The 13,120-nt window shown below is 35.9% G+C and carries 18 protein-coding genes; 16 read left to right on the top strand and 2 right to left on the bottom strand.

Going from position 1 to position 13,120, the window contains the following annotated elements; genetic code table 11:
• The 4 genes from ABD745_RS08140 to ABD745_RS08125 are packed head-to-tail and all read left to right on the top strand — an operon-like array spanning position 1 to position 2,470.
• Positions 1-525, top strand: coding sequence for a hypothetical protein (locus tag ABD745_RS08140; protein WP_344827889.1), 525 nt, complete (start codon positions 1-3; stop codon positions 523-525).
• Complete coding sequence (locus ABD745_RS08135) at positions 525-1,703, top strand: DUF2586 family protein (RefSeq protein ID WP_344827887.1); 1,179 nt, start codon at positions 525-527, stop codon at positions 1,701-1,703. The genes ABD745_RS08140 and ABD745_RS08135 overlap by 1 nt, the downstream gene beginning before the upstream one ends.
• A 2-nt stretch (positions 1,704-1,705) precedes the next feature.
• A complete protein-coding gene (locus ABD745_RS08130) occupies positions 1,706-2,140 on the top strand; it encodes a hypothetical protein (protein ID WP_344827884.1) in 435 nt (144 codons plus the stop codon).
• 9 nt (positions 2,141-2,149) lie between these two features.
• The gene (locus ABD745_RS08125) at positions 2,150-2,470 is read left to right on the top strand and encodes a hypothetical protein (RefSeq protein ID WP_344827882.1); all 321 of its coding nucleotides are present in this window, start codon (positions 2,150-2,152) and stop codon (positions 2,468-2,470) included.
• A 187-nt stretch (positions 2,471-2,657) separates the two neighbouring features.
• Here ABD745_RS08125 and ABD745_RS08120 read toward each other — a convergent pair whose 3' ends face one another.
• Positions 2,658-2,819 (bottom strand): hypothetical protein, encoded by a 162-nt coding sequence (locus ABD745_RS08120; RefSeq protein ID WP_344827879.1) that lies wholly within the window; start codon positions 2,817-2,819, stop codon positions 2,658-2,660.
• Positions 2,820-2,847: 28 nt separating this feature from the next.
• Here ABD745_RS08120 and ABD745_RS08115 point away from each other — a divergent pair, with 28 nt between their 5' ends.
• Genes ABD745_RS08115 through ABD745_RS08060 form a run of 12 tightly spaced genes read left to right on the top strand, consistent with a single transcriptional unit; the run spans position 2,848 to position 12,450 of the window.
• Entirely contained in the window at positions 2,848-5,211 is a 2,364-nt protein-coding gene (locus ABD745_RS08115) for a phage tail tape measure protein (protein ID WP_344827877.1), read from the top strand.
• Positions 5,212-5,213: 2 nt separating this feature from the next.
• Positions 5,214-5,831, top strand: coding sequence for a DUF6046 domain-containing protein (locus ABD745_RS08110; protein WP_344827874.1), 618 nt, complete (start codon positions 5,214-5,216; stop codon positions 5,829-5,831).
• A 1-nt stretch (position 5,832) separates the two neighbouring features.
• Positions 5,833-6,813 carry a hypothetical protein gene (locus tag ABD745_RS08105; protein WP_344827871.1) on the top strand — a complete coding sequence of 327 codons (981 nt, stop codon included), beginning with the start codon at positions 5,833-5,835 and terminating at the stop codon, positions 6,811-6,813.
• Entirely contained in the window at positions 6,810-7,283 is a 474-nt protein-coding gene (locus ABD745_RS08100) for a hypothetical protein (protein ID WP_344827869.1), read from the top strand. Before ABD745_RS08105 ends, ABD745_RS08100 begins: the two co-directional genes overlap by 4 nt.
• A gap of 7 nt (positions 7,284-7,290) precedes the next feature.
• On the top strand, positions 7,291-7,494 hold the full coding sequence (locus ABD745_RS08095) for a hypothetical protein (RefSeq protein ID WP_344827866.1): 204 nt from the start codon (positions 7,291-7,293) through the stop codon (positions 7,492-7,494).
• Complete coding sequence (locus tag ABD745_RS08090) at positions 7,494-7,778, top strand: hypothetical protein (protein WP_344827864.1); 285 nt, start codon at positions 7,494-7,496, stop codon at positions 7,776-7,778. Before ABD745_RS08095 ends, ABD745_RS08090 begins: the two co-directional genes overlap by 1 nt.
• 17 nt (positions 7,779-7,795) lie before the next feature.
• Entirely contained in the window at positions 7,796-8,137 is a 342-nt protein-coding gene (locus ABD745_RS08085) for a hypothetical protein (RefSeq protein ID WP_344827861.1), read from the top strand.
• Entirely contained in the window at positions 8,134-8,400 is a 267-nt protein-coding gene (locus ABD745_RS08080; protein ID WP_344827858.1) for a hypothetical protein, read from the top strand. The genes ABD745_RS08085 and ABD745_RS08080 overlap by 4 nt, the downstream gene beginning before the upstream one ends.
• Complete coding sequence (locus tag ABD745_RS08075; RefSeq protein ID WP_344827855.1) at positions 8,397-9,236, top strand: nucleotidyltransferase; 840 nt, start codon at positions 8,397-8,399, stop codon at positions 9,234-9,236. Before ABD745_RS08080 ends, ABD745_RS08075 begins: the two co-directional genes overlap by 4 nt.
• On the top strand, positions 9,226-9,693 hold the full coding sequence (locus tag ABD745_RS08070; protein WP_344827852.1) for a hypothetical protein: 468 nt from the start codon (positions 9,226-9,228) through the stop codon (positions 9,691-9,693). Before ABD745_RS08075 ends, ABD745_RS08070 begins: the two co-directional genes overlap by 11 nt.
• The gene (locus ABD745_RS08065; protein WP_344827849.1) at positions 9,680-10,450 is read left to right on the top strand and encodes a hypothetical protein; all 771 of its coding nucleotides are present in this window, start codon (positions 9,680-9,682) and stop codon (positions 10,448-10,450) included. The genes ABD745_RS08070 and ABD745_RS08065 overlap by 14 nt, the downstream gene beginning before the upstream one ends.
• Positions 10,451-10,455: 5 nt before the next feature.
• Complete coding sequence (locus ABD745_RS08060) at positions 10,456-12,450, top strand: SGNH/GDSL hydrolase family protein (protein WP_344827846.1); 1,995 nt, start codon at positions 10,456-10,458, stop codon at positions 12,448-12,450.
• Between the two features lie 292 nt (positions 12,451-12,742).
• On the opposite strand, the gene ABD745_RS08055 is transcribed toward ABD745_RS08060, so the two are convergent.
• Positions 12,743-13,048 carry a hypothetical protein gene (locus ABD745_RS08055; protein ID WP_344827843.1) on the bottom strand — a complete coding sequence of 102 codons (306 nt, stop codon included), beginning with the start codon at positions 13,046-13,048 and terminating at the stop codon, positions 12,743-12,745.
• Positions 13,049-13,120: the final 72 nt, after the last annotated feature.

Here is a 13,120-nt window from a genome sequence, read left to right as displayed (position 1 = left end):
ATGGATAATATTTTTTCAGAAAACCCAAAGGTTGATCTTTATTATAAAACATCTGATGATACTGCCTTTTTCTCACAAAATTCGGCTCTTAATCACGCTAAAACCTTAACGGATAAAAATGTAAAAAAAGTAACCAGAGATTCTGTCGAAAAAGAATCTGTAACAAATCAGGAAGGAAAAACGGTTGAATTGGAAATTAATCAATTATCACCTTCTGCCGACAGCCTTCAAGCTGAAATGTTAAAAACCACTCCCGATGATGCTAGAACGAAAGTTCAGGAAGTTATCGAAAAAGGTGCTGAAGATATTGTAGTTGTTACGGAGCAGTTTCTTACAGATGGACTTACAAAAAAAGCTGAAACCACTTCAAGTCAGGACGTCAAATTAACGCCTAAACAACAGTTACAGGCAGATTATCAGGTAAAATTCGGGGAAGTTCCATCTGAAGAATTTACAAAACAACAACTATCAGAAGCCATTGAAAAAGGCGAAAAATTAGTTACAGAACTTAAAAACGATCAATAATGAACGGAATAAAATTTATAAGAGGCAACGGCGGTCTGTCCCGTACTTTAGCGGGTAGCGATCACATCTCCGGACTTATTGTCTATGGAGAGGCTGATCTTGCTCCAATGATAGTTCTGTCAATTGATGATCTGGACAATAACGATATTACTGCAATTTCAAATCCTGTTCTGCATTATCATGTTTCAGAGTTTTTCAGGATTAATCCGGGTGCGAAATTATATGTACAAAGTGTAGAGGATTCGGACGGAACCTATACAGAAGTAAAAACACTGCAAAATTATGCAGGTGGTGAACTGCGTCAGCTTGCTGTATGCGATTTCACAACGGTAATTACCAATTTGGTGACGAGATTAGCGACTCTTAATCAACTTGCGGTTGATTTAAGTAATCTGAATATTCCGTTAAGCCTTTTATTTTCCATTAAAATTGTATCTGCGGATATGGCTGCACTGCCTGACCTGCACACACATGAATATGACCGTGTAAGCGTTGTAATCGGACAGGATGGCGGAGGACGCGGAAAATATTTATCTACTGCAACCCCTTCAATTTCCTGTATAGGAACAACATTAGGGGCGGTTTCCAAAGCGAGAGTACACGAATCAATCGGATGGGTTGAAAAACAAAACCTTGTTTCTACTGCATATCCTAAAACTATGACCAATAATGTGGAAATGGCTCGTGAAATGGACGTTTCAGGCTTCTGCGACGGTTCTTTGATAAGTGATTATACACCGCTGCAATTACAGGCAATTTCAGACAAAGGTTATTTGTTTGGTATTAAATATACAGGTAGTACCGGGACGTATTTTAATGACAGTTTTACGGCGACCACTTTAGAGAGCGATTATGCTTATATCGAAAACAACAGGGCTATTGACAAAGGTATTCGAGGAATTTATAAAGCTTTACTTCCTAAAATCTCATCACCTGCCTATGTTGATCCTGATACAGGATATCTTGATCCTTCAACGGTCAGCGCACTGGAAGCATTATGCGACGATGTTTTAGACCAGATGGTAAGAGACGGCGAGATCAGCGGTTACAAAAATTACATTAATCCCAATCAGGCAGTACTGAGAAATTCAAAACTTGAAATCGTTTCAAAAATTGTTCCTGTGGGTACTCTTCGTGAAATCACTGTTAAAATCGGTTTAACCTTACAAATTAATTAAAAATGGCTATAGAATTAGAACCACTTATCAACGGGCGTGAATACGGCTGGGCTGATATCGTAGTAAATATTGGCGGGGTTCCGGTTACCGGAATCAGAGCGATAAAGTACGATGAAGAAATGGAAAAGGAAAATATTTACGGAGCAGGTCGAAACCCTGTAAGCCGTGGATATGGAAGAGTAAAATCGACAGCTTCCGTAACACTTCTTTTAGGAACCGTAATGGCTTTGAAATCAAGCGCGCCAAAGGGTCAGTTATTTAGAATTGCACCTTTCTCTGTGACGGTAAGTTATCAGCCGGAAGCGGGTCCTATTGTTACTCATATTCTAAAAAACTGTGAATTTAAAAAATCTGCATTTGACTGGAAAGAAGGTGACATGAGTAAAGAGATTGAGCTTGAGCTTATCATCTCGCATATTGTAGATAAATCAATTTAAAAATTAAAAATGGAAAATCAAAGTATCTGCGGTTTAAACGAAACCGAAATAATGGAACTAAAAACAAAACACGGATTTCTAATTGTAGGAACCGTTAAACAAGGTGAAACGGAGTACAATGCCATATTCAAAGAACCGGATTTTAAAACTCTGGAAGCGACGGGCTCTATTGCAAAAAATAACGAGATCAGAGGCACAAAGGCACTTTATGATAACTGCATTATTAAAGCAGATCCGGAAATCGAAACAAGAGATTTTTTAAAATTAAAGTCGGTTGAATGTGTGGCTAATCACATGAATTCCTTCAGTACATCCGTAAAAAACTTGTAAGCTCGCTGGAAGGCGAGCATTCAGAAAACGAACGTTGGAAAGCGGACGCATTAATCCGTTCAAATTTCAATGTTGATCCGGAAACCCTACAGTTAAGCGAGTGGAGTAAATTACATGCACAAGCCCAATGGCTTGAAAAATGGCGTCTTGAAAATCAGGCGGAAATTTTTCAGGCTTATTTCGGGACTTAACGGTTCTCTTTATTAATCGTGTTTCCCAAATTAATAATACCAATAAACATCCAAATTCCTGCGCAAACTGCAAAAGATACAGGATTGATAAGTGATATCAATAAACTGATTAAAAACAGCCATCCTAAACGGGTGATCCTGTAACCTAAAATTCTCATACCAAAAACTTTTAAACAAAGTTACTGAATGTCAACGAATACCGCTACATATAATATTAATTTCTCATCTAATAATGGTCAGGTTTTTCCCCAGATCAATGTTGGATTAGGCGGCATTCAGGATTCAGTACAGAAAACGACAAGAGCATTTGGTGATTGCTATAAGGCTTTGTTAGCCGTTAACCTCGCTTCTGAAGGCATCAGCACCCTAAAAAACCAGCTTGATAATCTTATTGCGCCCGGTGTTTCTTTAAATTCAAATATGGCTGAACTTTCTGCCATTACCGGAGTTACAGGAAAGGGATTGAAAGATATTGAGATGGCTGCGCGGAGTACCGCTAAAACTTTCGGAACCGATGCTTCAGATAATGTCGAATCTTATAAACTGATCCTATCACAGCTAAGCCCGGAAATTGCCAAAAGTTCTGAAGCAATGAAAATGATGGGAGATAACGTTAACATCCTTTCAAAACAAATGAAAGGTGATACCGTTGCTGCTACTAATGTACTGACAACCTCGATGAATCAGTTCGGTGTATCGACAAAAGATCCTATTGCAGCGGCAAAGATTATGGCGGATATGATGAATGTAATGTCTGCCGGTGCGCAGGCGGGTTCTGCCGAACTTCCGCAAATTCAGTCCGCTTTGGAACAGGTCGGAATGGTTGCGAAAACAACAGGACTTTCATTTATTGAAACAAATGCCCAAATTCAGTTATTAGACAAATCAGGAAAAAAAGGAAGTGAGGGCGGTGTCGCACTTAGAAATGTTTTAACCACTCTATCAGAAGGGCGTTTTGCTTCAAAAGATGCAACGGCGGGATTAAAAGCCGCAGGGATCAGTACAAGTTATTTGGCAAACGCCTCTATTCCTTTAACGGACAGATTAAGAACTTTGAGAAAAATTCAGGGTGACACGGCTTTAATGACTAAAGTTTTCGGAAAAGAAAACATGGCAGCGGGTATCGCAATGATTCAGGGAGCTGATTATGCAGACAGCTTGGCAAAACAAATGAAAGATACTAATTCTGCGGTCGATCAGGCAGGTATTATTATGGGAAGTTATGAGGAAAAAATGAATCGTGCAAAAGCAGTTATTAACGATTGGAAGATTTCAATATTTAATGCTACCGAAGCCTATATTCCTTATATACAGCACACCATGACCGCTTTTAAAACGGCGGGTGAGCTTGCAAATTCTTATATGGCTGTAAAATCTATTATAGAAGCACTCCTGCCAAGATTATTAACTCAGACAGCAGCTACTCAGGTAAACACGGCAGTAGAAGTGGAAAACACAACAGTTAGGGGTATCGGTGCTATAATTAACCGGATTTATGCTTCTACGGTTAATTCAATTACGGGTGCATTTATTAAGGCTGCGTTTGCAGTAGATGGTTTTTCGCTTGCTATTATGAATATTCCTCTTATTGGATGGATTTTGGCGGGTATCGTTGTTGTAATTGCTGCCATCAAATTATTATGGGATCATTCAAAAAGATTTCGTGAAATCCTTTTCGGCGTTTGGGAAGCCGGTAAAGCGGTATTTTATAATATCGGTGTATTTGTAACCCGGCTTTGGAATCTTGTTTTAAAACCCATCGCGGGATTTATTTTTAATATCTATAAATCGATATTCCTTTCTATATGGGAGGTTTTAAAAATAGTCGTCAGCGGAATTGGAGATGCTATTTCATGGGTTTGGAATTCAGTAATAAAACCCGTTGCCGGATTTATTTATAATGTTTATAAATCTGCCTTTTTATCTATTTGGAATGCTGTAAAATCAGTTTTTCAATGGATTATGGATATAGTTTCCAAAGTGTGGAACTGGATAAAACAAACTTTCGGAAGCTTTGCCACCTGGATTTATGAAACTTTCATCAATCCGATTCGCGAAGCCTTTAGCGGGATATGGAAATGGATCACAGAATTGTTGGATAAAATCATGAATAAACTGTCAGGTATTTTAAAACCGATAAAAGACCTTTGGAATAAACTGTTTTCTTCTGAAGGCACAAAAGATATATCGGTAGCTTATAAAGAGGGTGAGAAAAAAGGAGCTGCAAGTTTCGATAAGGATCACCAGGAAGAAAATAAAACTAAAGAAACAGAACCGCAACCGCCGAAAGACGATCATAAATCAATTTTTGATGTTGGCAAAGGAACTCCAATGAAACAAACAACATTTGGAGCAGATGCCGCCGAAAAAAAGAAGAAAAAAGGTGATGGAGATTCAGGGAATAAAGTAAGAAACCTAAACATTACAAAGCTGGTTGAAAATCTGAATATTTATAATCAAAACGGTTCCACAATGAGTAAGGAATCTATTAAACAAATGGTACAGGAAGCCTTATTAACAGCTTCAGCAGATTTCACATTAGCAGAATAATTATGGAACTTATAAAATTTAGTTTTCCGAATCCTGAGCAGACTGTAAGAGGTGCAGCCGTTAACCTCGCATATCGCTTTGGAATGCAGACCGCAACACCGTTTAAAGTGTCTGATACTATTGGAAATGAAGGAAACCCGGAGTTTCAGGAGTTAAAAGATCTTGAGGGCAGATCATGGCTGACCTCATTAGTATTAAGATATACTGATGTAGAATCAAAAACCACTTATGAATTTGAATTTATTGAATGTATTATCACTGTAAATCAGGAAAAAAACATTGTTGCTACGGCATTACAGGGAAGAAACGGAACGATAAAGGAATATATTTCCGATGGTGATTATTCCATAACCGTCGATGCAGCCATTAATAATTATCAGGAAGGAGATGATACGGGCGCGAGCTTAGAATATCCGATTGATAAAGTGAAAGAACTTCAGAAAATATTAAACCTGCCTGAAACGCTGAGTGTTCAGTCTGATTTTTTAGAAATTTTTAAAGTCAGGTCTGTCGTTGTGAAAAGTTTTTATTTAACACAGGAAACGCACAGTAACAGGCAGGCAATTCAAATAATAATGCTCAGTGATGAGCCTTACGAAATCAAATTAAAACTCGATTAAGATGTTAAAATTGCGTAGTGAAATTACAATTGAAGGTGATAAGACCTGGCGTTTTACTGCGGTTTCAGAATGTCAAATTGTAGAAGATATTTCGAATCTGACAGATACGTGTGAACTGAAGCTTCCTAAAAAAATAAAATGGGAACAGGCTGTCACAGAAAACGGTAAACCTCCCGTAAAAAGAGGTGATAAAATTACCGTAAAGCTCGGTTATGACAATAACCTACAGGTTCGTTTTTCAGGGTATGTCCGAAGTGTAGACGCGAAAGTACCTATTACGATAAAATGTGAAGACGGGATGTTTTTATTGAAGACACAATCAGCAAAGCCAAAAGCATTTAAAAAAGCTTCGCTCAATGATATTCTAAAATATTTACTGGACGGAACGGGTGTAAAATATGAGCTGATAGATAAAAGTCTGATGGTTGGTAATTGGAGAATAACAAAACCAACGGTAGCCGAAGAGCTTCAGGAACTTAAAGAAAAACAGATGTTAAGTTCTTATTTCAGAAGGATAAATGACCAAAGTGTTTTATATGTCGGATTAGCTTATCCGGCAGACAACAGAAAAAAAGTTAAAATAATGTATAGTAAAAATCTTATTACAGAAGATTTTGAATACAGAGACAAAGCGGATATACGCGCAAGAGTTGAGGCGCAGACCTTTAACGCAAAACATAAAAAAACAGCCATCGAAATCGGTGACAAAGATGGCGATGTAATCAAAATAAGAATAGACGGGATATCAGAAGCGGAACTGAAAAAATATGCTCAGCAGGCTTTGGACAGATATAAACAAAGTGGTTTTAAAGGAAGTTTTGAAACTTTCGGTCAGCCCGAAATTTATAAATGTGATATGATTGATATAACAGCCAGTGACACAAATAGCGGAGTTTATTTAGTTAAAAAAAATGAAACCACTTTCGGAATGTCCGGCTATCGACAAAAAATAGAATTAGGACAGCCGCTTAGTTTAAAATGAAAGAAATTATACAAAAACTGGCAAGCAATGGCGATGAGATTTACGCTAAAATATGCGAAGTCACTTCAGTTGATGCGGAAAATAAAACAGCCGATTTAAAACCATTGGATGGGAGTTCTGAAATATTTGACGCCTATTTGGTTACGGATGATGAAAACGGATGTTTGTATCTGGAACCTAAAACAGGATCACTTGTCTGCGTAGTTTTTGTCACAAAAGTAATTGCAGTTGTGGTAAGTGCTTCTGAACTTGTACAAATGAAACTGAAAATTGAAGGGGTTGAACTGAGCATAGATAAAGACGGATTTCTCTTAAAAAAAGAAAATGAGACGCTTAAAAAATTAATGAGTGATTTTATTCAGGCGTGTAGAAATATGAAGTTTCAGACAAACTCCGGGGTTACAATACAGTTATTAACCGATCCCGAATTTGCAGCTCTTGAAACAAGGTTTAATCAATTTTTAAAATAGTTTTAAAATGCCTTTAAATGAAACTCAGGTAAAAGCCAATATAAAAGCAAAATTATTACTGGCTCGCAACAATACAACATCAGCAGATGAATCTTTAGATAATTTGGTAGATGCCATCTATGAAATAGTTAAAGCTCTGTTGGCGAATGCTACGGTAACGGGAATTTGCGGAAATCCCGGAAGTCCATTAACATTAGGGAAAATTACATAATGGAAGATTTATTATTAACAGAGGATTACGATCTTCAGATTAAAAACGGCGATTTTGTTATAGGAGACAGTCAGGAGCAGTCTGTTGAACTTTTGTTATTAGCAAAGCCGGGAGAATTTAAAAAAAATCCTGAAGCCGGATGTGATATTCTTTCTGCAAAAAATGGAGTTATAGACAGGTTTTTAGATCGCGAAATCAGAGTACAGTTAGATGCTGACGGCTTTCAACTGGAAAATTTAAGTATAACTGAAAAAGGAATTGATATCAGTGGAAAATACAAATAACAATTACAAATATTATAATGAAACAGATATTATTAGATAATGCCGGAGCTTTTTTAGCAACATTAGCCAGTGGTTTCGGGGGTTGGTTTTTCGGAAGGAAAAGAGCAAATGTTGATGTGGAAGGCGTTCAGATTGAAAATTTCGACAAAGGGTTACTGTATTATCAAAAACTCGTTGATGATTTAGGCGTCAGGCTTGAAAAAGCTATTTCGGCACTACAGAAGTCAGAAATTGAAAAGCAGGAAGTAATTAAAAAATTTACAGAAGCTACAGAGACTATCCATGAGCTTGAGCGAAAGGTTGAGAATCTTACTGAGGAACTGAAAAAATATAAACAATTGAGCGGAAAATCACAATGAAAGTACAGGTCTTACATAATCAGTCTTTTTTGGATATCGCCATCCAATATACAGGAGATCCTTTGACCGCTTTTGATATTGCATATTTAAATAATATGAGTATTTCCGAACCATTAAGCGCTGATATGATTTTAGATGTTCCCAAAATTACCAATACGCAAATATTAAGCCCTGCAACTGAAATGATAACAGATATAATTGAAGTAAAACCATTGTCCGGAGTCGGATATTGGGAAATTGAAACAGAATTTACAGTAGGATGAGAACAATAGACGAAATATACAATTCTCTTTTAGAAAAAAAGACAACTTATCCCGCTTTAGATATTTTAAATTCGACATCTAAAGTGGCAATATGGAATCTTATTTTATGGATTTTCGCATTCGGAATTTTTGTACATGAGCAAATTTTTGACCAGTATAAAAAAGAAATTTCAGTATTAATTGAGGAGGAAAAGCCGCATTCATCGAGATGGTATAGAAACATGGCTTTAAAATTTCAGTACGGATTTTCTCTTATTGTCGATGATGACCAGTTTAATAATAATGGTTTTACTGATGACCAGATTGAATCATCAAAAATCATCAAATATTCTGCGGTTACCGAAAGTGATGACCAAAGCCGGTTAATTATAAAAATAGCGACTGAAACGGGCGGTGTTTTACAGCCTATTACCGATGAACAGAAACTCGCTTTTGAATTTTACTTATCTGAGGTTAAAGATGCGGGTGTTCAGACAACAGTTATTAATTTTCTTCCGGATAAATTACAATTATTTTTAAAAATAAAGCGTGATCCCAATGTGATAGATTCTAATGGAGTGTCAATATTAAATGGTAATGAGCCAATAAAAGACGCGCTTTTAAAATTCATGAAGGAATTACCATTTAACGGAGAATTGGTTCTCAATAGTCTTGTTGACAGATTGCAGATTATTGACGGCGTTGTCAATCCTCATTTAATAGTGGCAAAAACAGCGTGGATTGACGCTGTTGTCGGTGATTATGGAACATTTGAAAATATTGAAATTTCAAAAATACCTGTCAGTGGTTATTTTGAAATTGATTTTGAAAATAGCGAGATAGAATATGTGGTATAATCTTAATGCTCAAAATTTAGTGCTAAAACTTTTACCCACTTTTTTACGAAAAAGTCGGTTAAGCTCATTTTTAGCATTGGCAGCTTCAGAGATTGTTGATATCAACAATTTGTTAATAACAAACAGGAACGTATCATTAACCAAAGTAAAACATAATTCGCAGGTTTGTAAGCTTCGAAAAATACTTAACGACACCTTTGATTATCAGCGTAGAATTCAGATTGTAGAAGGCGTTTTGAAAAAACCTAAATATATCTATACGGATGCGGAACAAAAGCCGGAATGGTTAGGTGAAATGATAATTTATACCAATTCGGAGACTGAAGGAAATGGAATTGATTTTACGGTGATAATCCCCGGTGAACTGCAAAATTATCAGATAGAAATTAAAGCAATGGTGAACTTTTACAAGCTTGCCGGAAAACGTTATAAAATATTAGTTGATGAAAACATTTGATTTTAATCAGACAGGAGGTCTGAAATTGGTTACAGAAACATTATCCGGTCTTCAGGACGCATATTCGATTTTTACAGGTGTTGCAAAAATGGCAGGTGATAAAGCGATTTTATCGGGTTGTGAAGATTTGGGAACTACGGTTACCGATGGATATGTAGTGATTGGCAATGAGACACTGGAATTCAAAGGAGCTGTAAAACAGACAACGGTAATTATTAAAGAAGAAATTACCTCTATTCAGTTTGAAGACGGGAATTTGAAACCTTTTGAAACTTACAGATATGCAACCTTCGGGTTTTCTCCAGGGGCGTATAATTGGGATGACTTCAAGAGAGTACCTGTATTGATAAATTTACCTGATCAGATATCTGCATTGTCGACCATGCTAAATAATAAAATTGATGATCTAACCAATGCCATAGGTTATATGCGTAAAGGAAATATTTTTATCGGCGATATCAACGGCAAAACAGTGGGTTGGACTTACTCGGGAGCTGGTTACACAATTCAATTAATGAACACGTCCGGAAATACAGCCGGAGGCGATGATCTTTATAAAATAACATTTACTGTTCCTTTAGAAACCACCGATTATGTTGTATTTACGGCAATCAATTATGTTGGAGACTACAACAGCAATAACGATGTTATGGCATCGATAACAAACAAAACATTGAATGGTTTTGATGTTTCCTTCAGAGAAGTATCGCCAATTATTCAAAGTCTTAGTCTTGATTACATCATCTTTAAAAAATAAAATACATGAAAATTTCAAAAATAAATTTAAGAGCTTTATTCGCTAAAGGATTAAAACCCACTCAGGAAGCTTTTTATAACTGGATGGATTCATACTGGCATAAAGACGATTTAATAGATATTTCAGCGGTTAAAACCTTACAGAATACATTGGATAATAAATTAGATTTAAGCGTTCAAAACACGCTCTTATCGGCTTTTGAGGACGCGGTGTCGACTGTTGTTTCAGGAATCAAAGGAGAGGCGTTTCCGGCTTCATCTCCTACGCCTTACGATCCTGGTACTTATCCAAACGGATTGTATGAAAAATGGGATGTAAAAACAGCAGGAACTTATATCCATTTTATTGATGCTTCGAGTAATCCGATTGAAGTGACTTCGGCGGAATTAGTGTCAAATTTGGTGCAGTTTAGTGTTAGTAATGGAGTGGCTAAAAAAAATACGACACAAGTTGTTGGAGGTACAGTAGTTTCAGCGGTATTTGATCCAACAACTGAAACGGAAGCTCAAGGAGGAAAACAAATTGCAGAAAGGTATGATGATAAAGTAAATTTATTGATTACAACAAAAACAGAAATCGTCGCCTCTTATAATTCATGCACATGGGTTGATGCCTCATATTATAATCCGGATGGTTCTATAGGATCATCTGTAAATACATTTTCTAGAATAACAAACTATATTACAGTGATAGCGGGTGACACATATATTTTCGCTAATTCGGGAACGTCTATAATTTGGTATGATATTAATCAAAATGTAATAGGTTCTTCAGGAAATCCCATGGATGCTGTAGTTATGGAAAGACCATTTATTGCGCCAATCGGAGCTAAATTTGCAAGGATAAATATATTAACGACTAACAAAAATTCATTTTCATTTCAGCATAAGCCATTGACAGGTGAACTTGTTGTAAAAAAAGGAGTTATTAAATTAAGTGATATTGACGGTGTTAGTATTCTATATGTTGAGTTGGCAAATTATGCTTCATGTACATGGATAAGTGGTCAGTATTTAAAACCTGATGGTAGTTTAGGGAGTTTGTCAACTTTTAATTATTCTTCAAATTATATAGCGGTAGAAGCAAATAAGTATTATACTTTTAAAAGTTCAGGTACTGCTGTAATTTGGTATGATATTAATCATAATGTTATTGGTTTTTCAGGTGATGCAAATGATGCATCGCTACAACGAAACTTTTTAGCACCAAATGGAGCTAAATTTGCGAGAGTTAATCAACATAACGAAAATATTCAAAGTTTTTCATTTAGAGTGGTTTCTTCTGATGGAGGGAGTGATTTATACAAAATTCCAAATGTTCAAATAGACGCAAGTCAAATCGTAGGAGGTTTAACGGGAACAGGAAGTGAACAGGCTAAATTGTCAAAAATTGGTGATGTGAAAATGTTTAATTTCAATAGTAATATCTTAACGGGTAATGCAATTATTTCGGGTGATAGTACAATTGCTGCTTTTGCTGGTGGTACTGCAATTGCTGATATTTTAAAATTTTCAGGAACAGTAACAAATATTGCAGTACCAGGAGAAACGATCGCTCAACAGGTATCACATTGGAATGCGTTGAGTTCATCTATTCGAAGCTCGGCGAATTTCGTATTCGTTCAAATTGGGTTAAATGATCTTGGAACGGGTTCGCCTTCTACGGAAATTACTATTCAGGCTTTGAAAGATTATTTCGCAATAATTAGGACTGATTCACCTACAGCTATAATTGTTGCTGGTGAAATGTTACCATGTAAACAAAGGTTTATAAATCTGTGGGGTAGCGTAAATGGTGATGTAGCCTATCAGAAATGGAAAGCGATGAATGCTGCTTTACCTACTATTGCTGGAGTGAATAAAGTTGCAACCGTTCACGGTTGGCTTCTTAATGATGGGAATGATAATTTAAAATCTGAATTTGATACTGGAGACGCTATTCATGAAACAACTATTGGTAGAAAAATGATTTCTTATAGTTGGTTAATATCTGTTTTGTAGACTTACCAAACGTGAGCCTAGTATATAATTTTAGTTGTCAATCCAATATGCAAAATCTCCCATTCCGTTTACAGCTCCTTCATTTATAAATTGTTGTTTTTTTCCACAACAGGGACACGATCTATTATCTTTTGATGTATAAATCCAATTATGAAAGCCTAAAAAACAGATAAATTTTCTCATGAGACAAAGTTCGTTAAAATATTTAAATAATATTACGGTAAACAGTAATAAATTCTAATAATTTAAAAAGCGTTTAAATAGACTTTAAACCATATTTAAAAAAACGCACTCAAATAGGTGCGTTTTTTGATAAGCAATAATTTTTTATCAAATCTTTTTCTGACAATTTCCCGCCTCTATTTCCTGCTCTATTAGTAGAAATGAAATCTTTTATAGTATCACCTAACTGACATGAAGTGCCGTTTTTTTCAACTCTTTTTAGGCGCTCTTCTAAATTTTGCATGCTATTACTACCGTATTTTTTCTTATAGTATTTTTTAAATTCTATTAAAGTCATACCATGAGTTACAGGAGCGTCAACAACGGATGACCATTCAAGATAATACTCTTTGAGTTTGATAATGTATCGAGGCATGTTTTTTTTGTAAAGTTAATATTTTTTGACATTCAGTTTTAAATCTTTTGACATTCAGTTTTCCCGATTATA

Source organism: Chryseobacterium ginsenosidimutans (assembly GCF_039536845.1).
GTDB classification, from domain to species: domain Bacteria; phylum Bacteroidota; class Bacteroidia; order Flavobacteriales; family Weeksellaceae; genus Chryseobacterium; species Chryseobacterium ginsenosidimutans_B.
This window is presented reverse-complemented; position numbering and strand designations above follow the sequence as displayed.